22 protein-coding genes are annotated in these 23,994 nt (G+C 60.2%); 4 read left to right on the top strand and 18 right to left on the bottom strand.

Features of this window, described 5'->3' with window-relative positions; genetic code table 11:
- Positions 1-84 precede the first annotated feature (84 nt).
- The 11 genes from FFS64_RS14495 to FFS64_RS14445 all read right to left on the bottom strand — a co-directional run bounded on the left by FFS64_RS14495 (position 85) and on the right by FFS64_RS14445 (position 11,734).
- Positions 85-729 (bottom strand): methionine ABC transporter permease, encoded by a 645-nt coding sequence (locus tag FFS64_RS14495; RefSeq protein ID WP_137805939.1) that lies wholly within the window; start codon positions 727-729, stop codon positions 85-87.
- Positions 719-1,840: a methionine ABC transporter ATP-binding protein gene (locus FFS64_RS14490; RefSeq protein ID WP_137805938.1), complete on the bottom strand. Its 1,122-nt coding sequence runs from the start codon at positions 1,838-1,840 to the stop codon at positions 719-721. Before FFS64_RS14490 ends, FFS64_RS14495 begins: the two co-directional genes overlap by 11 nt.
- Positions 1,841-1,842: 2 nt before the next feature.
- A complete protein-coding gene (locus tag FFS64_RS14485) occupies positions 1,843-2,652 on the bottom strand; it encodes a MetQ/NlpA family ABC transporter substrate-binding protein (protein ID WP_137805937.1) in 810 nt (269 codons plus the stop codon).
- Between the two features lie 116 nt (positions 2,653-2,768).
- Complete coding sequence (locus FFS64_RS14480; RefSeq protein WP_137805936.1) at positions 2,769-4,127, bottom strand: LLM class flavin-dependent oxidoreductase; 1,359 nt, start codon at positions 4,125-4,127, stop codon at positions 2,769-2,771.
- Positions 4,127-5,320, bottom strand: a complete 1,194-nt coding sequence (locus tag FFS64_RS14475) for an SfnB family sulfur acquisition oxidoreductase (RefSeq protein WP_137805935.1) — start codon at positions 5,318-5,320, stop codon at positions 4,127-4,129. Before FFS64_RS14475 ends, FFS64_RS14480 begins: the two co-directional genes overlap by 1 nt.
- A gap of 37 nt (positions 5,321-5,357) precedes the next feature.
- Positions 5,358-6,599, bottom strand: a complete 1,242-nt coding sequence (locus FFS64_RS14470; protein ID WP_137805934.1) for an SfnB family sulfur acquisition oxidoreductase — start codon at positions 6,597-6,599, stop codon at positions 5,358-5,360.
- Between the two features lie 367 nt (positions 6,600-6,966).
- Entirely contained in the window at positions 6,967-7,737 is a 771-nt protein-coding gene (locus FFS64_RS14465; protein WP_137805933.1) for a hypothetical protein, read from the bottom strand.
- A 461-nt stretch (positions 7,738-8,198) separates the two neighbouring features.
- Positions 8,199-8,954: an L-cystine ABC transporter ATP-binding protein TcyN gene (gene tcyN / locus FFS64_RS14460; RefSeq protein ID WP_137805932.1), complete on the bottom strand. Its 756-nt coding sequence runs from the start codon at positions 8,952-8,954 to the stop codon at positions 8,199-8,201.
- Positions 8,955-8,958: 4 nt separating this feature from the next.
- Positions 8,959-9,624 (bottom strand): cystine ABC transporter permease, encoded by a 666-nt coding sequence (gene tcyL / locus FFS64_RS14455; RefSeq protein ID WP_170948607.1) that lies wholly within the window; start codon positions 9,622-9,624, stop codon positions 8,959-8,961.
- Positions 9,624-10,418, bottom strand: a complete 795-nt coding sequence (gene tcyJ, locus FFS64_RS14450; RefSeq protein WP_137805931.1) for a cystine ABC transporter substrate-binding protein — start codon at positions 10,416-10,418, stop codon at positions 9,624-9,626. Before tcyJ ends, tcyL begins: the two co-directional genes overlap by 1 nt.
- A 323-nt stretch (positions 10,419-10,741) precedes the next feature.
- Positions 10,742-11,734, bottom strand: coding sequence for a D-cysteine desulfhydrase (locus FFS64_RS14445; protein WP_137805930.1), 993 nt, complete (start codon positions 11,732-11,734; stop codon positions 10,742-10,744).
- A gap of 190 nt (positions 11,735-11,924) precedes the next feature.
- On the opposite strand from FFS64_RS14445, the gene epsC reads away from it, so the two are divergent.
- Positions 11,925-12,851, top strand: coding sequence for a serine O-acetyltransferase EpsC (gene epsC / locus FFS64_RS14440; RefSeq protein ID WP_095192392.1), 927 nt, complete (start codon positions 11,925-11,927; stop codon positions 12,849-12,851).
- 399 nt (positions 12,852-13,250) lie between these two features.
- Entirely contained in the window at positions 13,251-15,206 is a 1,956-nt protein-coding gene (gene betT / locus FFS64_RS14435) for a choline transporter BetT (RefSeq protein WP_171017090.1), read from the top strand.
- Between the two features lie 8 nt (positions 15,207-15,214).
- On the opposite strand, the gene FFS64_RS14430 is transcribed toward betT, so the two are convergent.
- Complete coding sequence (locus FFS64_RS14430; RefSeq protein WP_137805928.1) at positions 15,215-15,475, bottom strand: hypothetical protein; 261 nt, start codon at positions 15,473-15,475, stop codon at positions 15,215-15,217.
- 103 nt (positions 15,476-15,578) lie between these two features.
- Positions 15,579-16,319, bottom strand: coding sequence for an SDR family oxidoreductase (locus FFS64_RS14425; protein WP_137805927.1), 741 nt, complete (start codon positions 16,317-16,319; stop codon positions 15,579-15,581).
- 114 nt (positions 16,320-16,433) lie between these two features.
- Between FFS64_RS14425 and FFS64_RS14420 the strand changes: the two genes are divergently transcribed.
- Positions 16,434-17,324, top strand: coding sequence for a LysR family transcriptional regulator (locus FFS64_RS14420; RefSeq protein WP_137805926.1), 891 nt, complete (start codon positions 16,434-16,436; stop codon positions 17,322-17,324).
- 154 nt (positions 17,325-17,478) lie between these two features.
- Entirely contained in the window at positions 17,479-18,516 is a 1,038-nt protein-coding gene (mgrA, locus tag FFS64_RS14415; RefSeq protein ID WP_137805925.1) for an L-glyceraldehyde 3-phosphate reductase, read from the top strand.
- Between the two features lie 91 nt (positions 18,517-18,607).
- Here the strand turns inward: mgrA and tauD are convergent, their stop codons facing one another.
- From tauD to gshA, 5 genes are all read right to left on the bottom strand, one after another.
- On the bottom strand, positions 18,608-19,450 hold the full coding sequence (tauD, locus tag FFS64_RS14410; protein ID WP_137805924.1) for a taurine dioxygenase: 843 nt from the start codon (positions 19,448-19,450) through the stop codon (positions 18,608-18,610).
- 52 nt (positions 19,451-19,502) lie between these two features.
- Positions 19,503-20,336 carry a taurine ABC transporter permease TauC gene (gene tauC, locus FFS64_RS14405; RefSeq protein ID WP_137805923.1) on the bottom strand — a complete coding sequence of 278 codons (834 nt, stop codon included), beginning with the start codon at positions 20,334-20,336 and terminating at the stop codon, positions 19,503-19,505.
- Positions 20,333-21,127: a taurine ABC transporter ATP-binding subunit gene (gene tauB / locus FFS64_RS14400; protein ID WP_137805922.1), complete on the bottom strand. Its 795-nt coding sequence runs from the start codon at positions 21,125-21,127 to the stop codon at positions 20,333-20,335. Before tauB ends, tauC begins: the two co-directional genes overlap by 4 nt.
- Positions 21,128-21,143: 16 nt before the next feature.
- Positions 21,144-22,121, bottom strand: a complete 978-nt coding sequence (tauA, locus tag FFS64_RS14395; protein WP_137805921.1) for a taurine ABC transporter substrate-binding protein — start codon at positions 22,119-22,121, stop codon at positions 21,144-21,146.
- A 173-nt stretch (positions 22,122-22,294) separates the two neighbouring features.
- Entirely contained in the window at positions 22,295-23,878 is a 1,584-nt protein-coding gene (gene gshA / locus FFS64_RS14390) for a glutamate--cysteine ligase (RefSeq protein WP_137805920.1), read from the bottom strand.
- Positions 23,879-23,994 lie beyond the last annotated feature (116 nt).

The raw sequence follows: 23,994 nt of genomic DNA, 5'->3' as shown, positions 1-23,994 counted from the left end.
GAATATACGCCATCGGGTTCGGGGCTGCTGCGCAGCCATTCGCGAGCAGGCAATATCACTGACAACTGATGATCAACGCCAAACTCAGCGTTTGTTCAGCCCCCGCGCCAACCGATCCCCACCCAACTGAATCACCGCCACCAACGCCACCAGCAGCACAATCACCGTCAACATGATCTGGCTGTCGAAGCGCTGATAGCCATACCGATACGCAATGTCCCCCAACCCGCCGGCACCAATCGCCCCGGCCATGGCCGAGGAGTTGATCATGGTCACCAGGGTGATGGTGAAACCGCCGACAATCCCCGGCAGTGCCTCGGGCAGTAGCACGTGCCAAACGATGTGCTGGCGCCGGCAGCCCATGGCCTGCGCCGCTTCGATCAGGCCGTGATCCACCTCGCGCAGACTCACTTCGGCAATCCGCGCGAAGAACGGTGTAGCGGCGATGGTCAGCGGCACCACGGCCGCCCACACGCCGTAGGTAGTGCCGACGATCAAGCGGGTGAACGGAATCAGCGCCACCATCAGGATCAGGAACGGAATCGAGCGGAACAGGTTCACGAACGCACCCAACGCACGATTCACCGTCGGCGCCTCGTAGATGCCACCCTTGGAACTGGTGACCAGAATCACCGCCAGCGGAATGCCCACCAGCAGTGCGATCAGCGACGACACGCCGACCATCAGAAACGTATCGATGAAGCCCTGCAGCAAGCGATCAAACCACATAGCCCAATACCTCCACCTGCTGCGCCCATTGACCGGCCCGCTCACGTAACGCTTCAGCGGCGAGAGGCGAACCGGTCACCGCCAGCAGCAGTTGCCCCAGCGCGTGACCCTGAATCCGTTCCACGCCACCTTGCAGCAAGCGCACGCGGCCACCGAGGGCACTGAACAGGGCGGCAATGTCCGGCTCGTCCTGCGCCGAGCCAGTGAATTGCAGACGCAGCACGACGGCGTCTTCCGAGGATTGCGGTTGCGCATGTAAACGGCTTTGTAACTCCGCAGGCAGGGCATGCTGCAACGGTGCGAGCAGCGTCTTGCTGACCTCGTGCTGCGGGTTGCCGAAGACTTCCCAGACCGGTCCCTGTTCCACCACACGCCCGCGTTCGAGGACGACGACGCGATCACAGATCTCGCGGATCACCGCCATTTCGTGGGTGATCAGAATGATGGTCAGGCCCAGGCGTCGGTTGATCTCGCGCAGCAGGCTGAGGATCGATTGCGTGGTCTCCGGGTCCAGCGCCGAAGTGGCTTCATCGCACAGCAGAATCGCCGGATCGTGAACCAGTGCGCGGGCGATGCCGACGCGCTGTTTCTGCCCGCCGGAGAGTTGCGCCGGATAGGCCTTGTGTTTCGCTTCCAGACCTACAAGCTCCAGCAGTTCCCGGACTTTCTGGTCGCGCTTTTCCTTCGGCACACCGGCAACCTTCAGCGGCAATTCGACGTTCTGCCAAACGGTCTTGGCCGACATCAGGTTGAAGTGCTGGAAGATCATGCCGATGCGCCGACGCAGCTTCACCAGGCGGTCCTCATCGAACTCGCCGATGTCCACCTGATCGATCAGCACCCGACCCGAAGTCGGTTGTTCAAGGCGGTTGATGGTGCGGATCAGCGATGACTTGCCGGCGCCGCTGCGGCCGATGATGCCGAACACTTCACCGCGCTGGATCGCCAGGTCGATACCGTGCAGGGCGGCCACCGGACCTTGCTGGCCGTCGTAGGTTTTACCCAGATTGATGAAGCGCACGTGGGCGTGGTTCAGGTCCGGGTGCAGTTCAGTTTTTATCGCTTGCTTAAGCTCTGGAATTTCCAGTCGCAGTTGGGTGGCGGCAGTCATTTTCAGCTTTCCCAACCGGCTTGATAGAGCTTGCCGTGGGCTTTATCCAGTGCGGCGCGTACGGCTGGCGAGTGCTGGTAGATGTCGACGAATTTGATCAGGCGCGGATCGGTTTTGCTTTTTGGCTGGATCACGAACTGAATCACGTATTCCTTGTGATCGAGGCCGTCGAACAGCAGCGCCGAGCCGGCATCGAAGGTCTTCGCCAGGCGGATGTAGGCGGGGTAGCCCTGCACCAGATCGGCGTCGTCGTAGGCGCGCACCAGTTGCACCGCTTCAACCTGCAGAATCTTGATTTTCTTTGGGTTGGCGATGATGTCTTCTTCGGTGGCCTTGTAACCCACGCCTGGCTTGAGGGTGATCAGACCGGCCTTGGCCAGCAGCTGCAAGCCACGACCGCTGTTGATCGGATCGTTGGCGATGGCCACGCTGGCGCCTTCTGGCAGCTCATCGAAGCTTTTGTATTTTTTCGAGTAGAGACCGACGTTATTGATGATCCCCGGCGCGAACGGCACCAGGTCAAAGCCGGAGGCGGCCTTGGCGTTTTCCAGGAACGGGATGTGCTGGAAGTAGTTCACGTCGATGTCGCCCGAGGCGAGGCTGACGTTCGGCGCGATCCAGTCGGTGAACTCCACCAGTTCGACTTTCAGGCCTTGTTTGCCGGCTTCTTCGACGGCCGCTTCCAGTGGAATGGCGAAGGCTGCGGTGGTGCCGATTTTCAGCGGCGCGTCGGCGGCAAAGGTGACGGAGCTGAAGAGGCCGAGGGCCAGGGCCAGTGCTTTGACTGGGTGAGAGAAGTAGTTTTTGGTCATGATCGGGTTTCCAGTCAGTGCATAAAATTGGGGGTGTCTATTCGGGCCTCATCGCTGGCAAGCCAGCTCCCACAGGTCACACGATTCCTGTGGGAGCTGGCTTGCCAGCGATGCTTTTAGCGTCGGTACGCGGATCCGGTGTGTTGCTCAGGCAAATGCGCCCCTTCGTTGAACAGTTTTTCCCGCAAGCTGCCATCGTCATAAGCGGTCTTGTACGAGCCACGCCGTTGCAACTCTGGAATCACCAGTTCAATAAAATCCACATAGCTCTCCGGCGTGACAATGCGCGTCAGGTTGAAGCCGTCGAGGCCGGTTTCGGCGATCCACGATTCCAGTTCATCCGCCACGTGTTCGGGCGAGCCGACCACGGTGATGTAGCGCCCGCCGAGGGCGTGTTGTTCGAGCAATTTGCGCCGGGTCCAGTCGTTGTTTTGCAAGTTCTTGGTGGCGGACTGGATGGCGTTGCTCTTCACGTACTGGATCGGTTCGTCGATGGCGTACTCGGAAAAATCGATACCGGTGGACGCCGAGAAATGCGCCACGCCGGCTTCGGCACTGGCGTAGCTCAGGTACTCGGCGTGCTTCTTCCAGGCCAGCTCTTCGGTGGCGCCGACAATCACGTTCAGCCCCATGAACACCTTGATGTCTTCGGGGTTACGCCCGGCCTCCACGGCGCTGGCGCGAACCTTATCCACCTGCACCTTGGTCGACGGCCTGTTCTGGCCGCTGATGAACACGCACTCGGCATGCCGCCCGGCGAACAGCAAGCCGCGATCGGAACTGCCCGCCTGGAACAGCACCGGCGTGCGCTGCGGCGACGGCTCGCACAGGTGATAACCCTCGACCTGATAGAACTCGCCCTTGTGCTCGACCTTGTGCACCTTCTCCGATTGCGCATAGATACGCTGCTGCGGATCGTTGAGTACCGCGCCGTTTTCCCAACTGCCTTCCCAGAGTTTGTAGAGTACCTCCAGGTACTCGTCGGCCTGGTCGTAGCGGCGGTCGTGCTCGACCTGTTCGCTCAGTCCCATGGCCTTGGCGGCGCTGTCGAGGTAGCCGGTGACGATGTTCCAGCCCACGCGACCGCGACTCAAATGGTCGAGGGTCGACATGCGCCGGGCGAACAGGTACGGCGGCTCGTAGGTGAGGTTGGCGGTGAGGCCGAAGCCGAGGTTTTTGGTCACAGCCGCCATGGCCGACACCAGCAGCAGCGGGTCGTTGACCGGCAGCTGGATCGACTCTTTGAGCGGCACGTCCACCGAGTTCTGATACACGTCATAGACGCCGACGATATCGGCGATGAACAAACCGTCGAACAGCCCGCGCTCCAGCAATTGCGCCAGTTCAGTCCAGTATTCGATTGTCTTGTACTGGGTCGAGGTGTCCCGTGGGTGCGTCCACAGGCCATGGTTGATGTGCCCGATGCAGTTCATGTTGAACGCGTTGAGCAGGATCTTCTTTTTAGCGGCAGCCATCAGATGGTCCCCCGCAGTGGCGGGTTTTCATCGTTGAGGTAGTAATTGCCTACGGCGTGGTATTTCCAGCGCACCGGGTCGTGCAGTGTGTGCACCCGGGCATTGCGCCAGTGGCGATCCAGGCCGTGTTCGCTCAGGGTCGCCTGGCTGCCGGCCAGTTCGAACAGCGTGGTGCCTGCGGCGAGGGAAATCTCGGTGCTGATGGCCCGCGCTTCGGCGACCGCAATCGACGCGGCGGCGACGGACTCGGCATGGGTGTCGGCCTGGGCCTTGTCGAGGAATTCACCGGCGCGTTCCAGCAGTGCTTCGGTGGCGTGCAAGCGAATGCTCAGGTGACCGAAGCTCTTGAGCGTCAGCGGGTCTTCAGTGGCGGTGTCGTGTGTAGCGTCGATCCATGCCCGGGTCTTGGTGCGCACAAAGTGCAGCGCATCTTCGTAGGCGGCGCGGGCGATGCCGGTGTCGATGGCAGCATGGAGAATCTGTGCAAGCGGGCCGACCGGCGTCGGGCGCTCGAAGGCGCTTTGGAACGGGATCACGTCTTCGGCGGCCACAAACACATCTTCGAACACCACCGAACCGCTGCCAGTGGTGCGCTGGCCGAAGCCGCTCCAGTCGTCGATCACCGTCAGGCCCTTGCTGTTGCTCGGCACGAATGCCAGTTGCTGCACACCGTTTTCATCGATTACCGAGGTGGGGATGCGCTGGGCGTAAATCGCGCCGGTGGCGTAGAACTTGCGACCGTTGATGCGATAGCCGTCACCGTCGCGGGTGAGGCTGGTTACGCGGTCGTGGGCGGTTTTGGTGCCGAGTTCGGCCAGGGCGTTGCCGAAGCGCTGGCCGGCCAGTACTTCGGCATACAGGCGTTTTTTCTGCTCTTCGCTGCCGTTCACCCGCAGCACTTCCAGGGCATAGAAATGGTTCTGCGGAATCTGGCCGAGCGAACCGTCAGCCCGGGCAATCAGCGCGATGACCTTGGCCAGCGTGACGTTGGAAACACCGGCACCGCCGTATTCCTTGGGCACGCTGATGCCCCACAGGCCCGAGCGGGAAAACACTTCCAGCTCCGGGTGCGGCAAACGGCGTTCGCGGTCGCGCAGGGCGCTGTCGCGTTTGAAATCTTCGGCCAGGTCGCTGGCGACGATCAGGGCTTGCTCATCGCTGGTGATGACCGCGACGTGGTGAGAAAGAGTCATGAGTTTCTCCAGAATCTGAAAATAAGAGCTCTGGTCGTTAGATCCAGGAATGGCGAGCAGGCCTGGTGCCGTTCAGGTGATAGGCGCCGACCGCGTGGTACTTCCAGCGCACCGGGTCGTGCAGGGTGTGCACCCGTGCGTTGCGCCAGTGACGGTCGAGGTTGAATTCAGCGAGGGTGGCGCGGCTGCCGGCCAGTTCGAAAAGCTTTTCGCTGGCCAGCAGCGAGATCTCGGTGGTCAGCACTTTGGCTTCGGCGACTGCAATCGAGGCGCGGGCGGCGGACTCGGCGGTGAGCGGCGCGGCGTGTACCTGATCGAGTATTTGCCCGGCCTTGCGCAGCAGGGCTTCGGCGGCGTGCAGTTCGATTTTCAGTTTGCCGATGTCGGCGATCACATACAGGTCATCGCTGGCCCGCTCAACGTTGGCATCGACCCATGGCCGGGCGCGGGTTTTCACGAATTCGATGGCATCGTCGATAGCACCCCGGGCGATACCGGCGTCGATGGCGGCTTGAATCAGTTGCGAGACGGCGCCTTGGGTGTTCGGCTTGTCGTTGATCTTCCAGTTATCCACCACCAGTTCGGCGTCGACCCGCACGTTGTTGAGCAAGATCGTGCCGCTGGCGGTGGTGCGCTGACCGAAGCCGGACCAGTCATCAACGATCCGCAACCCCGGCGTGCCGCGACGCACGAAGGCCAGCACCTGCCTGCCGTCGTCATTGAGCGCCTTGACCGCGACCCAATGCGCGAACAGCGCACCGGTGGAATAGAACTTCTGCCCGCTGAGGACAAAGCCATCGCCGTCGGCCGTAATGCGCGCCTTGAGTTCAAGGGTGTTCTTTGTGCCGCGCTCAGGCCCGGCATTACCGATGCGCCAGCCTTCGAGAACGCTTTTGAACAGCTGTTTTTTCTGTGCTTCGGTGGCGCTGCCGAGTACCAGATTCAGGATGCCGAACTGATTCTGCGGGATCTGCCCGAGGGCCGGATCTGCAGCGGAAATGATCGCGAAAACCTCCGCGAGGGTGACGAACGAAACCTGTGGGCCACCGTACTCGCGCGGGATGGCAATGCTGCCAAGGCCGCTGCGGGTGAACTGTTCGATTTCCGACCACGGTAGCTTGCGCTGCTGGTCGCGTTTGGCTGCTTGCAGGCGGGCGGTTTGCGCCAGCTCATGGGCGGCCTTGATGGCTTGTGCGTCGTTGCGCAGCACTTGCGCGGGCAACAACAAAGGGGCGATATCCAGATCACTCTGGACGATTGCATCTGCCAGACTGGACATCAGCGCCACTCCTTGGCTGCTACACGCAATGCCCTGGCGATCTGCACTGGGGTGATTGTGTTCCGGACCATACCTACCTCACATCTTATGGAAACGCCGCTGTGCGGCGAACGAAAACAAGAATGTCCGGTGGTCCGGTGCATATACCCTAAGCGTTTATAAAAAAGTTATGAACTAACTTTTAGGAATATACATAGAAGTGTGTCGCCACGAACTGTACGCAGAGAAACACTTGTTTCCAGGGCAACAGTTCAGTGTTTGATTCGGCTTCTGTAGGAGCGAGCCTGCTCGCGATGGTCATTAACGATTACGCGTCTTTTCTGACTGAACGCGGTGCTTTTGAGTCCATCGCGAGCAAGCTTCGCTCCTACAGTGGGTTGCAGGTTTTTCCAGGGGCTTTATGCGTTTTCTTCGGCGGGAATTTGAGGGATGGGTTGGCAAAGCCAATCCTCAACGTTCGCGCCGGCGCCCAGCGTGAGTTGTTACCCACCCGGTCGAGAATGCAGTAAGTCACCTCAAGCCGCAGATCTTCGCCAGCCTCGACAATGATCGCTGGCGGCACCCAGACCTGGATCGGTTGGCCGACATCGCTCGCCTTGAGCCTTGGCAGATCCATGCGCACATCGCCCCAACGCAGGGTGATTTCGTCGTCGACTGCCATGTTCAGGTAAGGCTCGATGGTCAGCGGCACGCCGCGCTTGATTTGGTTCGGATTCACGCCCTGACGGCGAATCGTTGCGGGAATGCCCACCGGCGCAAGTCGCTGGTTTTCGTCGCCACACAAGGCTGATGGCTGGCCACCTGGACAGTCCAGTTTGACCTGCACGCGTCGGACGGTTGACAACGCCTGACCTCGGCCCACCTGCATGATCCGGTAGTGGACGCGCGAGGAACCGTTGGTGATGAAACTTTCGGGTACCCGCAGTTGAACGGACTGGCCGACATCAGTGGCCGTCAGCACCCGAGAGGCGACGTAGCAGTTGTCCCAGAACAGTTCGATCAGGTCACCCTTGTCCATCGCGGGGTAGGGCGGTACGTCGATCAGCAGATGCGCGGCGCAGGTGATGTTGATACCGGTCTTGCGGGATTGTGCCAGGGTCGGGGCTGCAAGCCCGGTTTGGTGCGAAGTGCTTGTCATGGAGGTCTCCTTGAGGTTTTGCAGCGAAGTCCATTTCTGAAAACAGAAATATGAAGTTCCAGTTGCAGAACCGTTCATTACTTTGAGTTGAAATAATGAGTGGGCGCAATGAAAGGCGCCGGTTGGAGACTAGATAAGAGCGAGCTTGAATGGGTGTCAATGGAGTGAGTTGGCCGGATACAAAAACTCGTGTTATTCAGAAAGTTCCTACGTGTGTAAGTTAATAAACGCTATTGGTGCGTCGAAGTTGACTATAGATGCTTGGGCTTTTTCGAGAGTGAAATGCCCGTGTCATGGGCTTTTGGCGATTAACCATTGCGGGCTGCGCAGTATGGGAAATGTATTTATGTATCGCGCAAGCTGACAAAAACAGTTTGTTGTTTGTAGGCTGTGGTTATGGGGTGTCGCCAGAGGTAGTAACTTCCGTCCGTGGAAGTTAACAACTTTTTTCAGGAGGTTTTTCAGCTGTGGGAGTTATTCAAAAACTTGCTGAGAAACTGTTTCGTGCGTTCTTCTTTCGGATTGGCAAATAGCGACTTGGCTTCGCCTTGTTCAACGATCACGCCCTTGTCGAAAAACACCACACGATTAGCCACGTCACGGGCGAACGCCATTTCGTGGGTCACGATGACCATGGTGCGATTCTCCTCGGCCAGGCCGCGGATAGTCGCCAGCACTTCGCCGACCAGTTCCGGGTCGAGGGCTGAGGTCGGTTCGTCGAACAGTATCACTTCCGGTTCCATCGCCAGCGCGCGGGCAATCGCCACGCGTTGTTGCTGGCCCCCCGAGAGGCGGCGCGGATACGCGTCTTCCTTGCCCGCCAGTCCTACCTTGGCCAACAGCTTTTTAGCCAGGGCAATGGCATCGTCACGCGGGACCTTCTTTACAACAATCGGGCCTTCGATGACGTTTTCCAGGGCAGTGCGATGGGGGAACAGGTTGAAGTTCTGGAACACGAAGCCCACGTGCTGGCGCAAACGGCGCACCAGACCCTGCTGCTGGTTCAACGGGCGGCTGCCATCGATCTCGATGTCGCCGACCTTGATCCGGCCGCTGGTGGGTTCTTCCAGGAAGTTCAGGCAACGCAGGAACGTGGTCTTGCCCGAGCCGCTTGGCCCGATGATCGCCACGACCTCACCTTCCTTCACTTGCAGATCGATGCCGTTGAGCACGACTTGACCCTTGAACTGCTTTGTCAGTTTTTCCACGACAATCATTGGGTCAGGACTCCAGATCGTGCCGATTGACCCGGGCTTCCAACTGGTTCTGCAGGTGCGACAGCACCGTGGCCAGGACCCAGTAGATCAGCGCGGCGGCAAGGTACATGGTGAAAATTTCGAAGGTACGGGCAGTGATCAGTTGCGCCTGACGGAACAGCTCCGGCACCTGGATGGTGGCTGCCAGCGCGGTGTCCTTGACCAGCGAAATGAAGCTGTTGCCCAGCGGCGGCAATGCAGTGCGCATCGCCTGCGGCAGGATGGCCCGGCGTAGGGTTTGCGCGCGGGTCATGCCGATACTGGCAGCGGCTTCCCACTGGCCGCGCTCGATGGAGCTGATCGCGGCACGCAGGATTTCACAGGCGTAGGCAGCCATGTTCAGCGAAAAGCCGATCAAGGCCGCCGGCAGCGGATCGAGTTCCAGACCCAATTGCGGCAGGCCGTAATAGATCACGAACAGTTGCACCAGCAACGGCGTGCCGCGAAAGAACGACACGTAGATGCGGGCGATCCAGCTCACCAGTTTGAAGCGCGACAGGCGCATAAGCGCCAGGCCGAACCCCATCACCAGGCCGAAAAACATCCCGCCCAGGCTCAAGATCACTGTGTAGTACGCGCCCTTCAGCAAGAAGGGCGCGGAGTCCAGTGCGAGTTGAAAAGCCTCTTCCATTATTGAGTGACGTCAGCGCTGAAGTATTTTTCCGAAAGCTTTTTCAGCGTACCGTCGGCGCGCAGCTTGTCGATGGCTTTGTTCACGGCTGCCAGCAGCTCAGGCTCGCCTTTGCGCAGGGCAATGCCGGCTTCCTGACGGGAGAACGCTTCACCTGCAGCAGCGGTGTCCTTGGCCTTCCTGGCGTATTCCAGCGCGGCCAGACGGTCGATCAGGATGGCGTCGATGCGGCCGACACGCAGGTCCTGGAACTTGGTCGGATCATCTTCGTAGGTGCGCACGTCAGCGCCCGGCACGTTGGCTTTGACCCACTGTTCGTAGTTGGTGCCCAGGCCTACGCCGACTTTCTTGCCGCTCAGGTCGGCGGCAGTTTTGATGGTGTCTTTGTTCTTGGTCAGGGTCAGCGCCTGAATCCCGGAAACGGTGTACGGCTCGGAGAAGTCATACTTCTTCTTGCGCTCTTCGGAGATGGTCACCTGATTGATCACGGCGTCCAGACGCTTGGATTCCAGCGCCGCGAGGATGCCGTCCCATTTGGTCGGTTGCAGTTTGACCTTCACGCCCAGCTCTTTGGCCAGGGCTTCGGAAAATTCGACTTCGAAGCCGGCCAGTTTGCCGTCGGCGTCGACGAAACTGAATGGCGGGTAAGTGCCTTCCAGGCCGACGTTGATAACGCCTTTGTCCTTGATCTGTTGCAGCTGTTCACCGGCAACCGCCTGGCCAATCAGGCCAGCGCTCAGTGCCAGGCCCAGCGAACCCACCAGCAGATTTCGACGTAGTGCGGAAAAATTCATGACAAGCCCCTGTGTTTTCTTATGGAAGACGCTTTTGCAAAAGTTTGGCGAAATCGGGAATTGAACGACAGCGCTATCCTGCCTTAAAGCAGCGAATGCGTCTCTCGGGAAATTCGCCTGAAGCATGACTATATGATGGCGTTTTTAGAATAGAAAATAATGATTTTTTTGTTGTTTATTCCAATTTGGAATATTTAGGTTTTTACCTGTGGGAGCGAGCCTGCTCGCGATGGTCGTCAACGATAACGCTGGCAACCTGACACCCCGCGGTGCCCTGTCGTCCATCGCGAGCATTCGAGCGTCGACCGGCTGCTCCTACAGGGTCACAGAAAATTCTTGTAGGCAAACAATGCCGGCGCCCCACCGGTATGCAGGAAGATGATCGGCCCCTCATCGAAACGCTGACGCCCGATGCCATCGAGCAATCCGGCCATGGCCTTGCCGGTGTAGACCGGGTCAAGCAATAGGCCTTCCTGACTTGCAACCAGCTTCACCGCCGCCAATGTCCCGGCATTCGGCTCACCATAGCGTGGTGCGAAATACTCGTCCCACAACTCGACCTTGAAACTCTCCGGCAGGTTCACACCCAGCAACTCGGCGGTGCGTTCTGCCAGGCCTTGTACTTTCGGGAACTGATCTTCTTCGCTGCGCGAAACCGTGACACCGACCACCGGCAAATCCGGCAGCGCTTCGCTCAGTGCCAGCGCCAGGCCGCTGTGAGTTCCGGCACTGCCCGAGGCCAGGACGACGGCGGCAAAATTCAGCCCTGTGTCCTTGATCTGCTCGGCCAGTTCCAGACCGGCACGCACGTAACCCAGGGCGCCCAGTGCGTTGGAGCCACCGATTGGCACCAGATACGGTTTCTTGCCATTGCTGCGCAGACGAGCAGCCAGGGCGTGCAATTGTTCGTCGGCATTGTCGAGGTTTTCCACCAGCTCGACCTTGGCATCGAACAGGTCCAGCAACAGCCGATTGCCGTTGCCGACATAGTTGGCGTCGTCGGTGCCGAGGGGGTTTTCCAGCAGGGCGACGCAGCCTAGGCCTAGCTTGGCGGCAATCGCTGCAGTCTGACGTACGTGATTCGATTGCAGCGCGCCAGCGGTGATCAAGGTGTCGGCACCCTGGGCCAAGGCGTCGGCGGCGAGGTATTCGAGTTTGCGCAGCTTGTTGCCGCCCATGGCCAGTGGTGTCAGGTCATCGCGTTTGACATACACATCGCGGCCCAGCCAGGTCGACAGACGTTCGAGTTTTTCCAGGGCGGTGGGCTGACCGAGCAGGTCGAGACGGTTAAAGCGGGCAAGCTGTTGTTTGATCATGAGTCCGTACTGGCGGTGAATGATCAAAGGACTATAGGCACGCCCAAAAGACTGGGCAACCTTCAATCGCTTATAGCCAATGGTGCTTACCACAGCACAATTGGTTCTTAATTTGGCTCGCTGACCTTGCCGTAAAGTAATCGCCGTCAGTGCGGCCAGACAGTCCGGCCGCCCGTGAGGAGTTTTTACCGTGAGTGAGCGTTCCAGCCATTGGCAATTGCAGACCATCGTCAGCCAGCTGCGCACGGCGCGTGACCAGTGGCGTGCGCAAAACGGCCGCGCCAGCACCGAGCAGGGTGGTCGCGAGCTGCCGTCCCGGGCGGCCATGGCGGAGATTCTCGAAGCATTATGTGGCGCGCTGTTCCCGATGCGTCTGGGGCCTGTGGACCTGCGCGAGGAAAGCGAAGACTTCTACGTCGGCCACACCCTTGATGTGGCGTTGAATGCACTGCTGGCCCAGGCGCGACTCGAATTGCGCTATGCCGCGCGCCACAGTGCCCAGGCCGAGAACGAGGTCGAAGCCAAGACCATCCAGATCATTCAGGATTTCGCCCTTGCTCTGCCGGGGCTGCGCAGCCTGCTCGATACCGACGTGCTGGCGGCGTATCACGGTGATCCGGCGGCGCGTAGCGTGGATGAGGTGCTGCTGTGCTATCCGGGCATTCTGGCGGTGATTCACCATCGCCTGGCCCACCATTTGTATCGCGCCGGGTTGCCGTTGCTGGCACGGATCAGCGCGGAAATCGCCCACTCGGCCACGGGCATCGACATCCATCCCGGCGCGCAGATCGGCCGCAGTTTCTTCATCGACCACGGGACCGGCGTAGTGATCGGCGAGACGGCGATCATTGGCGAGCGGGTGCGGATTTATCAGGCCGTGACCTTGGGCGCCAAGCGCTTCCCGGCGGATGAAGACGGTCAATTGCAGAAAGGCCAGCCGCGGCACCCGATTGTCGAGGATGATGTGGTGATCTACGCCGGCGCGACGATTCTGGGGCGGATCACCATTGGCAAGGGGTCGACCATTGGCGGCAACGTCTGGCTGACCCGCAGCGTGCCGGCGGGCAGTAACCTGACCCAGGCGAATCTGCAGCATGATGATGGGACGCAGAAGTAGGATCCCGAATCTTCGTTGACTGAACTGGCCTCATCGCGGGCAAGCCCGCTCCCACGGTGTTTATTGTCGTTCACATTTTCGCGTCCGACACATCACCTGTGGGAGCGGGCTTGCCCGCGATTGGATTTCAAGCCGAATCGAGCCAGTGATCCAGATTAAACCCGCGCCAAACCCTCCCTTGAGCTCGCATACGAACACGACCGCCCAGCCCTGCGATTAGTCCTTAGCACCCTATCCATGTTTAACTTGAACGTTCATTCAAGTTAAACCGGTGGTTCGCTGCCCGCTCACAACAGGAGGCTTGCCTTTGCTGAGTCCGATTTCTACAGCCACGATTTACCCCTTCGAGGTGCACCGTTCATGAGTGCATCATCAATTCCTTCAAGCGGCCAGGTCCGCATGAACCCGCCGGTGTTCTGGTTCGCAGCGAGCTTCATTCTGTTGTTCGGCGCTGTGGTCATGGCCATGCCCGAGCAGGCCGGTGCCTGGCTTCTGGCGGCGCAAAACTGGGCGGCCAACACGGTTGGCTGGTACTACCTGCTGGCGATGACTCTGTATCTGGTCTTCGTGGTGGTCACCGCGTTATCGGGCTACGGCAAGATCAAACTCGGTGCCGACCACGACGAACCCGAATTCAGTTACCTGTCCTGGGCCGGCATGCTGTTCGCCGCTGGGATCAGCATCACCTTGTTTTTCTTCTGCGTGTCCGAACCCTTGACCCACATGCTGCAGCCGCCGCAAGGCGAGACGGGCACGGCGGATGCGGCGCGCCAGGCGATGCAGATTCTGTTTCTGCACTGGGGGCTGCATGGCTGGGGTGTGTTCGCTTTTGTCGGCATGGCGCTGGCCTACTTCGCTTACCGTCACAACCTGCCGCTGGCCCTGCGCTCGGCGCTGTATCCGCTGATCGGCAAGCGCATCAACGGCCCCATCGGTTACGCGGTGGACGGCTTCGGCATCATCGCCACGGTGTTCGGCCTCGGCGCCGACATGGGCTTTGGTGTGTTGCACCTCAACTCGGGCCTGGACTACCTGTTCGGCATCGCCCACACCCAGTGGATTCAAGTCGGACTGATCACGCTGATGATGGGCGCGGCGATCATCGTGGCGGTGTCCGGTGTCGATAAAGGCGTGCGGGTGATGTCCGATATCAACATGCTGTTGGCCTGTGCGCTGCTGCTGTTCGTGTTGTTCGCCGGCCCCACGCAGCACCTGCTCAACACCTTGATCCAGAACCTCGGCGATTACCTCGGCGCCTTGCCGATGAAGAGTTTCGACCTGTATGCCTACGACAAACCCAGCGACTGGTTGGGTGGCTGGACAGTGTTCTATTGGGCCTGGTGGATTGCCTGGTCGCCGTTCGTGGGCCTGTTCATCGCGCGGATTTCCCGTGGCCGGACCATCCGCGAATTCGTCTTCGGCGTGCTGTTGATTCCACTGGGTTTTACCTTGGCGTGGATGTCGATTTTCGGCAACAGCGCGATCGATCAGGTGCTCAATCACGGTATGTCGGCGCTGGGCATGTCGGCCCTCGACAACCCGTCGATGACCCTTTACCTGTTGCTGGAAACCTACCCGTGGAGCAAAACCGTGATTGCAGTCACGGTGTTCATCAGTTTCGTGTTCTTTGTCACTTCCGCCGACTCCGGCACAGTGGTGCTGTCGACGCTATCCGCCAAGGGCGGTGGCCCGGATGAAGACGGGCCGAAATGGCTGCGGGTGTTCTGGGGCGCGATGACCGCGTTGGTGACCAGCGCACTGCTGTTCTCCGGCAGCATTGATGCGCTCAAGTCGGCCGTGGTGCTGACTTCGCTGCCGTTCTCGCTGATCTTGCTGTTGATGATGTGGGGCCTGCACAAGGCGTTTTATCTGGAATCGCAGAAGCAGATCGCGCAGATGCATTCCCTGGCGCCGGTGTCCGGTTCGCGGCGCGGTGGTTGGCGCCAGCGCCTGAGCCAGGCGGTGCATTTTCCATCGCGGGACGAGGTGTATCGCTTCCTCGATTCGACGGTACGGCCGGCCATCGAAGAGGTGTCGGCGGTGTTCATCGAAAAAGGGCTTAGCGTCGTCACCCATCCCGAACCGGTCAATGACAGTGTCAGTCTGGAGATCGGCCACGGCGATCAGCATCCGTTTATCTACCAGGTGCAGATGCGCGGCTATTTCACGCCATCGTTCGCCCGTGGCGGCATGGGTTCGAAGGAACTCAACAACCGTCGTTATTACCGGGCCGAGGTGCATTTGAGCGAGGGCAGTCAAGACTACGATCTGGTGGGTTACACCCGCGAGCAGGTGATCAACGACATCCTTGATCAGTACGAGCGGCACATGCAGTTCTTGCACCTGGTGCGTTGATCGGGTTTTCACGTCTCGGTGGTCAGCACCATGAACAACACCAGCGCCGCCACCGGGACACCGAACACGGCGCTGCCGACCACCAGCTCCGTACTCAATGGCTGGCCGGCGTGGACCATGCCGACCGCGCCATTGATCAACGTCAGCGCCAGCCACAGCACGATAAAGCTGTAGGCCAGGATTGGGCGGGTAAAGCCGATTTTTTCGCCGATGTAGAGCATCAGGGCCAGGAGGATCAGGCCGAAGGTGATGATGATGGTGGTGTGCATGGTGGGTTTTGTCCTGCAGATGTGATTGCCCTTGAGGCTGCCTTCGCGAGCAGGCTCGCTCCCACAGGGTTCGCGGTTCACCTCGGTATCAGCTTGAGCATAGTTAAACCAACCCACCATTGACCCGCAGAATCTGCCCGTTGACCCACGCCGAATCCGGCCCGGCCAAAAAGGACACTACGCGGGCGATATCTTCCGGCTGCCCCAACCGCTCCAGCGGTGCCATGTTGGCGAAATTCTGGATCTGCTCCTCACTCTTGCCATGCAAAAACAGCTCGGTCGCAACCGGCCCGGGCGCTACCGCGTTGACGGTGATGTTGCGCCCGCGCATTTCCTTGGCAAACACCTGGGTCAGGGACTCCACCGCCGCTTTGCTGGCGATGTACACGGCATAGCCCGGCAGGTTCAGACCGACGGTGCTGCTGGAGAAGTTGATGATCCGGCCGCCGCTGTTCAGACGCGTTGCGGCCTCACGCAGCGTGTTGAAAGTACCGCGGGCGTGAATGTCGAAGGTCTGCTCAAACAACTCGTCGCTGTGTTGCGCCAACGGCATGACCTTGAGAATGCCGGCGTTGTTCACCAACACATCGACCTTGCCCAACTGTGTTTCGGTCTCCTCGAACATCCGGCGCACGTCGTCAGCCTTGGCCACGTCAGCCTTGATCGCTATGGCTCGATGGCCGGCCTGCCGCAATTCCACCACCAATTTGGAGGCTTCGCTGGCGCTACTGGCGTAGTTGATGGCGACAGAGAAACCTTCGCTGGCCAGTTGCTTGGCGATGACTGCGCCAATGCCGCGGGAGGCGCCGGTCACGATGGCCACTTTCGAAGTTTGAGAGGTCATGGCGGTGTTCCTGTTGATGGGGTGTGGAGCCAATTTCACATGTTTACTCAGGACGATAAATGCACCAGAGTTGCCTTGACTATTCAAAAATCGCCAACAATCGAGGGGCCCGCTATGGATCAGGTCAAAGCGATGAAAGTGTTCGTCCGGATCTATGAGCGCAGCAGCTTTACCCTGGCTGCGAATGACCTGAATCTGCCGCGCGCGACGCTGACCAATACCCTGAACCAGTTCGAAGCCTGGCTCGGCACACGTTTACTGGAGCGCAGCACCCGCAAGGTGCGTCCTACACTGGATGGTGAGGCGTACTACCGGCGTTGTGTGCAATTGCTGGCTGAGCTGGAAGAGGCCGAGCTGGCATTTCGCAGCGTGGCACCGAAAGGGCGGCTGCGGGTCGATTTGCACGGCACCTTGGCCAGGCATTTTGTGATCCCGGCCTTGCCGCAATTCATGGCGCGTTACCCGGATATCGAACTGTCCATCAGCGAAGCCGACCGCCTGGTTGACCTGATTGGCGAAGGCGTCGACTGCGTGCTGCGAGCCGGCGCTCTGAGCGATTCCGCCCTGATCGGCAAACGTGTCGCCAGCCTGCGCCAGATCACCTGCGCCAGCCCCGCTTACCTGCGTAAGTACGGCGAACCGAAAAGCCTCGACGACCTGAAAAAGCACCGCGCCGTAAACTACGTTTCCCGTACCACTGCCAGGCAGTTCCCCTTCGAATTCATGGTCGATGGCCAACTCAGGGAGGTGACTATCGAGGGGGCGGTGTCGGTGTCTGGCGCAGAAATCTACGCCGCCTCGGCCATCGCCGGCCTCGGCCTGATCCAATGCCCGCACTACCGCATGGAAGCGCAAATCGCCCAAGGGCTGATCAAGGAAATCCTCATCGACACACCACCGCCACCGATGCCGGTCTCGGTGCTCTATCCGCACAACCGACATATGTCGCCGCGGGTCCGGGTGTTTGTGGATTGGTTGGGGGAGGTGTTTGCGGGAGCGAGATAAAGATCTTTTGCATTTGTCATGACGTCGAAGATGAAATCTGTGAAACGTTTCAGCAATTAGTCGAGTCCACGGTTTTTTAGCGTTTATCTGGGCGTATGCTGGGCGACTGGCGAAGCAGTCGAGACCAGATTCAAGACCGACAAGAGAGGATTCGATGACTTACACCGCTGCCGAAAACCGTTATGACTCCATCCCTTACCGCCGCGTGGGCCGCAGCGGGCTGGTGCTGCCGGCATTGTCGCTGGGCCTGTGGCACAACTTTGGCGACAGTACGCCGATCGACACCCAGCGTGCGCTGTTGCGTACGGCGTTCGACCTGGGCATCAACCATTTCGACCTGGCCAACAACTACGGCCCGCCGTACGGCAGCGCCGAAATCAACTTTGGCCGGCTGCTGCGTGAAGACTTCAAGCAGTATCGCGATGAGCTGATCATTTCCAGCAAGGCCGGGTGGGACATGTGGCCCGGTCCTTACGGTCAGGGCGGAGGTTCGCGCAAATATGTGCTGGCCAGCCTCGACCAGAGTCTGCAACGCCTGGGCCTGGACTATGTCGACATCTTCTACTCCCACCGCTTCGATCCAGACACACCGCTGGAAGAAACCGCCAGTGCCTTGGCCACTGCGGTGCAACAGGGCAAGGCGCTGTATATCGGTATCTCGTCGTATTCCGGGGTGAAAACCCGGGAAATGGCCGCGTTGCTCAAAGAGTGGAAAGTGCCGTTGCTGATCCATCAACCGGCGTACAACCTGCTCAATCGCTGGGTGGAAAAAGACCTGTTGGACATCACTGATGAACTCGGCACCGGCGTGATTGCCTTCACGCCGCTGGCTCAGGGGTTGCTGACGGACAAGTACCTCAACGGCGTGCCGGCGGATGCGCGGGTGAATCGTCCGGGGGGTGGTTCGTTGCAGGCGGCTCACCTGTCCGAGGCCAACATCGCTCATGTGCGGGCGTTGAACGAGATCGCCAAGCGTCGTGGTCAGAGCCTTGCGCAACTGGCGCTGGCCTGGACCTTGCGCGATCCGCGGGTGACCTCGGCGCTGATCGGCGCGAGCCGGCCGGAGCAGATCATCGAGAACGTCGGGGCGTTGAAGAACTTGAGCTTTAGCGCAGAGGAGTTGGCAGAGATTGATCGGTTTGCCCAGGAGGGTGGGATCAATCTTTGGGAGAAGCCATCGACGGCGGAGTAAGTTTCAGGGGGCCGATCTTGCGGTGACTGGTCTGGCCCCATCGCGGGCTTGCCCGCGATGGGGCCATCAGAATCAGTTAAAAACTGGCTGATCAGCGAAAGAAAGGAACATCCCCCAACACCGTCGCCCGCTGCATCACCCGCCGTGCCGGCCGGTAATCATCCACCGCGTAATGCTGGGTCACGCGGTTGTCCCAGAACGCGATGTCGTCTTTCTGCCAGCGCCAGCGAATGGTGAATTCCGGTCGGGTGGCGTGAGCGAACAGGAGTTTCAGAATTGCTTCGCTCTCGGTTTCCGACAATTCGTTGATCTTCGAGGTGAAGCCTTCATTGATGAACAGCGAGCGGCGCCCGCTCACCGGATGTGTGCGGATCACCGGGTGCGACAGCGGCGGATTCTTGCGCCGTGCTTCTTCCCATTGGGCCAGCGCCTCAGGGGTGTTGCCGTAGCGCTCCAGCGGAAACGAACGGGTGAAATCGTGGGTGGCGGTCAGCCCTGCGAGCAGGGTTTTCATCGGCGCCGACAAGGCTTCGTAGGCAGCGATGCCGCTGGCCCACAGGGTATCGCCGCCAAACGCCGGCAGCAGCTTGGCACTGAGTACCGCGCCCATGGCCGGGGTCGGCAGGAAGGTCACGTCGGTGTGCCAGATCGCGTTGTCGCGCACGTCGGTCACGGCGGTGTCGAGGATCAGCACCTCCGGTTGCTCCGGTACGTTCGGGTAGATCGGGTGAATGTGCAGGTCGCCGAAATTGGCGGCGAAACGTGCTTGTTGCTGCGGCGTGATGGGCTGGTCGCGGAAGAACAGCACCTGATGCTTGAGCAGCGCTTGCTCGATGGTGTCGCGCTGTTCCAGGTTCAACGGCTGGCTGATATCGACGCCGCTGATTTGCGCGCCGAGGGCGTAGCTTAAGGGGACGATGGTCAGATTACTCATGGTCTTTCTCTTCAAATCAGGTATCGAGCTTTTGTGGGAGCAGGAAAGAAAATCAGTGGGCCTGGCCATGCCACGGCACGAGTTTGCGTTGCAGGGCGCGCAAACCCATTTCCATGGCGAAGGCGATCAGCGCGATCACCAGAATCCCCAGCACCACCACATCGGTGACCAGGAACTGCGCGGCCGACTGCACCATAAAGCCCAAGCCGCTGGTGGCAGCGATCAGTTCGGCGGCGACCAGCGTCGACCAGCCCACGCCCAAGCCGATTCGCACCCCGGTCAAAATGTCCGGTAGCGCACTCGGCAAAACCACATGGCGAATCAGCTGCGACCGTGTTGCGCCCAACGACTGCGCGGCGCGCAACTTGGCCGGGTCGACGGTGCGTACGCCGGTGGCGGTCGCGATGGCGATCGGCGCGAAAATCGCCAGGTAGATCAGCAGGACTTTCGACAGTTCGCCGATGCCGCACCAGATCACGATCAGCGGCAGATACGCCAACGGCGGAATAGGGCGGTAGAACTCGATCAGCGGATCCAGTACGCCACGGGCGATACGGTTGGCACCGATGGCAATTCCGACCGGCACGGCAGTCAGTACCGCAAAACCGAGGCCCAGCCCAATGCGGCCAAGGCTCGCGCCCAAATGCTGCCACAGGGTTGAATCCATGTATCCGCTGGTTGCCAGCAGCCAGCCTTTTTGCAGCACGGCGGACGGTGGCGGCAGGAACAACGGTTCGATCAAACCGCTCGCCGTTACGGCCCACCAGATGACAATGAGCACCACCAGCGTCAGCAGGCTGATCCAGCGAGTGCTCAAACTGCGACGGAGCGCAATCACGGTGGCCCCGGTTTTTACCGCAGCGGCGGGAATTTCGTAGCTGCTCATGCGTGCTCCTGACGCTGGGTGGCACTGCGTTGGGAGAACACTTTGGCGAGTACGTGTTCGCGGGTTTCGATAAAGCGCGGGTCGGATTTGATCGAGCGGGCCGATTCACCGGCGGCGTAACGCTGACCGAAATCCAGGCTCAGGCGCTCGACGATTTGCCCGGGATTGGGTGCCAGTAAAATCAGGTCGGTGGCGAGGAACACTGCTTCTTCAATGTCGTGGGTAATCAGGAATACGGGTTTTGCAGTGCGGCGCCAGACTTGCAACAGCAGTTCCTGCATCTGTTCGCGGGTAAAGGCGTCGAGGGCGCCGAAGGGCTCGTCCATCAGCAACACGCGCGGGTCGGCGGCAAGGGCGCGAGCCAGGCCGACGCGCTGTTTCTGGCCGCCCGAGAGCTGCCAGATGCGGCGATTTTCAAAACCGGAAAGGTCCACCAGGGCGAGCATTTCCCGGGCGCGCTGTTCACGTGTTGTCCGCGCAATGCCGGCCAGTTCCAGGCCGAAACCCACGTTGGCCAGCACGTCCTGCCAGGGCAGCAGGGCGTCGTCCTGAAACACCACGCCGCGTTCGGCGCTCGGGCCTTTGACCGGCACGCCATCGAGGGTGATACGCCCGGCGCTGGGTTCAACGAAACCGGCAATCAGGTTCAACAGCGATGTCTTGCCACTGCCGGACGGGCCGAGGGCGACCAGCAACTGCTGGGGCCCCAGGGTCAGGGAAATATCCGCCAGCACAGGTGTAGGGCTGCCTGGGTACTGTGCGCTGATGCGCTCCAGCTGTAGCAAGGCCATCGCTGTTAACTCCCGATCAGTTGGTGATGAACTTGGCGCTGACGTATGGCGCGTAGTCCGGCAGTACCGCCTCGACCTTGCCCTGCTCCTTGAGGAACACGGCCGTGTCGGTAATGGCTTTGGTGGTCGGTGCGCCGAGGCTGGTCACCTGATCAGCCGCCAGCGGGTAGACGTTGCCTTGCAACAGCAGTGGTATGTCGCTGGCCTTGGCGCCGGAGAGTTTCACCAGCTTGTCGACGTTGCTTTGGTTGGCGAGCCAGGCTTGCGGGTCCTTGCGGTAATCGGCGTAGGCATCCAGGGTCACCTTGGCAAAGGCAGTGACGATTTCCGGGTGCTTCTCGGCGAAGTCCTTGCGCACGATCCAGGCATCGAAGGTGGGTGCGCCGAACTTGGCCAGCTCGCCGGAGGTGATCAGCACTTTACCGTTTTCTTTTGCTACACCGAGGGCTGGGTCCCATACGTAGGTGGCGTCGATATCGCCGCGTTTCCATGCCGCGATGATGGCCGGCGGGGCAAGGTTGAGGACGGTGACTTTCGACGGGTCGATGTTCCAGTGCTTCAGTGCGGCCAGCAGGCTGTAATGGCCGGTGGAAACGAATGGCACGGCGATTTTCTTGCCGATCAGGTCTTGTGGGGTCTTGATCCCGGAACCGTCGCGGGCCACCAGGGCTTCGGCGGCGCCGATCTGGGTGGCGATGAGGAAGGTTTCCACCGGGACTTTGCGGGTGATGGCTGCGGTCAGCGGGCTGGAACCGAGGTAGCCGATCTGCACGTCGCCGGAGGCGATGGCGGCGATGATGTCGGCACCGTTATCGAATTTGCGCCAGCTGATGTCGGCCTCGGTGGCTTTTTCGTAGGCACCGTCGGCCTGGGCGACTTTCGCCGGGTCAACGGTGGTCTGGTAGGCGACGGTGACGTCAGCCGCCTGGGCAAACACGCTCGCTGCCGCCAGAGAAGCGGCCGCCAGCAAGCGAAGAGGGAAAGTCAGTTTCATGGGAAAGCTCCTTGTCAGGCGACCGCGAGTCGGTGTGAAAAGGAGACTAAATGATATAAGAATTCGAAAATAAATAACTTTTTCGAATGAGCTTATGAGCGGAAAATTCTAAGGGAGATTAGTCGGGGATCGCTTTTGTGGCGAGGGAACTCCCTCGCCACAAACGAGCGCAGTCAGTTACTGATCGCCAGAATGCTCGCCTGATACGACCCGACAAACACATCGAAATCGCCAACCTCGTTCTGCTCCAGCTCAACCTGCTCAGCCAGCGACGAACGTGCGCGCTCTTCAAACTTCGCCTGGTCTTCGCTGGACAGTGGTTCGCTACGGAAAAACTCCGCATGGGCCTGGCTTTGGCGCAACGAGAACTGGGCAAAGCTTTCCTTGTGTTCGGTCATCGCCGCCAGCACCTGGGCCGATGGCGTCAGGGACGGGTCCTGGACCTTGGCCAACTGGGCATCCAGCGCCTTGCTGTGGGCATCGCCACCATGGCTCTGATCGAGCAGGGCGGCCAGCGGCGCGATGTTTTCCAGCAATTGGCCGGCCCACTCTTTCATGTCCACCGGGTGGCCGTCGCGTTGCAGTTGCAGGCCCGGACGCCGGCCTTCCTTGACCACACTGAGGAAGTTCGACGTCGCGTTGCCACAGCTGGTGCTGGTCAGCAGCGGGCTGTCGTTCAGGGCGCAGTACAACAGGAAGGCGTCGAGGAAACGTGATTCGGTGATGTCGATGCCCATCGGCAGGAACGGGTTGATGTCCAGGCAACGTACTTCGACGTACTGGATGCCGCGGGCCATCAGCGCCTGGATCGGCCGCTCGCCGGAATAGGTCACGCGTTTCGGACGGATGTTGGAGTAGTACTCGTTTTCGATCTGCAGGATGTTGGTGTTGAGCTGAACCCACTCTCCGTCCTTGTGCGTGCCGACTTCGACATACGGTGCATAGGGCGTGGCCACCGCTTTGCGCAAGCTGTCGGTGTAGCTGACCAGGTCGTTGTAGCACGGGGTCAGGCCGGCCTGGGCGTTGCTCTGGTAACCCAGGTCACTCATGCGCAGGCTGGTGGCGTACGGCAGATACAGGGTGTCTGGATCCAGCTGTTCCAACTGGTGCGAACGACCACGCAGGAAACCGGCGTCCAGGGCCGGCGATGCACCGAACAGGTACATCAGCAGCCAGCTGTAGCGGCGGAAGTTGCGGATCAGGGCGATGTAGGACGACGACTGGAAATCGCGGTCGGTGCCGACAACACCCTCAGCCGCCTTGAGCAGCGGCCAGAGTTCTTCCGGCAGGGAAAAGTTGTAATGGATCCCCGCGATGCACTGCATGGTCTTGCCGTAGCGCAGGGCCAGGCCCTTGCGGTACACGTACTTGAGCTGACCGATGTTGGACGTGCCGTAATAGGCGATCGGGATATCTTCCTCGGCCGGCAACGGGCACGGCATCGATGGACTCCACAGGTACTCGTTGCCGAGCTTGCTGTAGGCAAAACGGTGAATGCTGTCCAGGCTCGCCAGCGTATCGGCAGGATCGGGCAGGGCCGGGGTGATGAACTCCAGCAGCGACTCGGAATAGTCGGTGGTGATCTGTTCATTGGTCAGCGCGGAACCCAAGGCTTCCGGGTGCGGCGTTTGCGCCAGGCGACCTTCGCCGGTCACGCGCAGGCATTCACGTTCGATGCCGTGAAGGCACTGTTCGAGCAGAGAGAGGTTAGCGCGCTCGCCGAGCAGGGCCAGGCGGCGGTTGAGAAGTTCGCTCAAGTTGGATTCCTTCACGCGTCAGTCGCCCCAATATGGGGGTGGGCAAGACGGTCTACAAGGGTGAAGTTGAAACTGGCGTTTTCGCCTGGTTTTTGGACTGGTCGCCGCAATTCCCA

Origin of the sequence: Pseudomonas sp. G(2018) (genome assembly GCF_005502415.1) — a bacterium.
Lineage (GTDB): Bacteria > Pseudomonadota > Gammaproteobacteria > Pseudomonadales > Pseudomonadaceae > Aquipseudomonas.
This window is presented reverse-complemented; position numbering and strand designations above follow the sequence as displayed.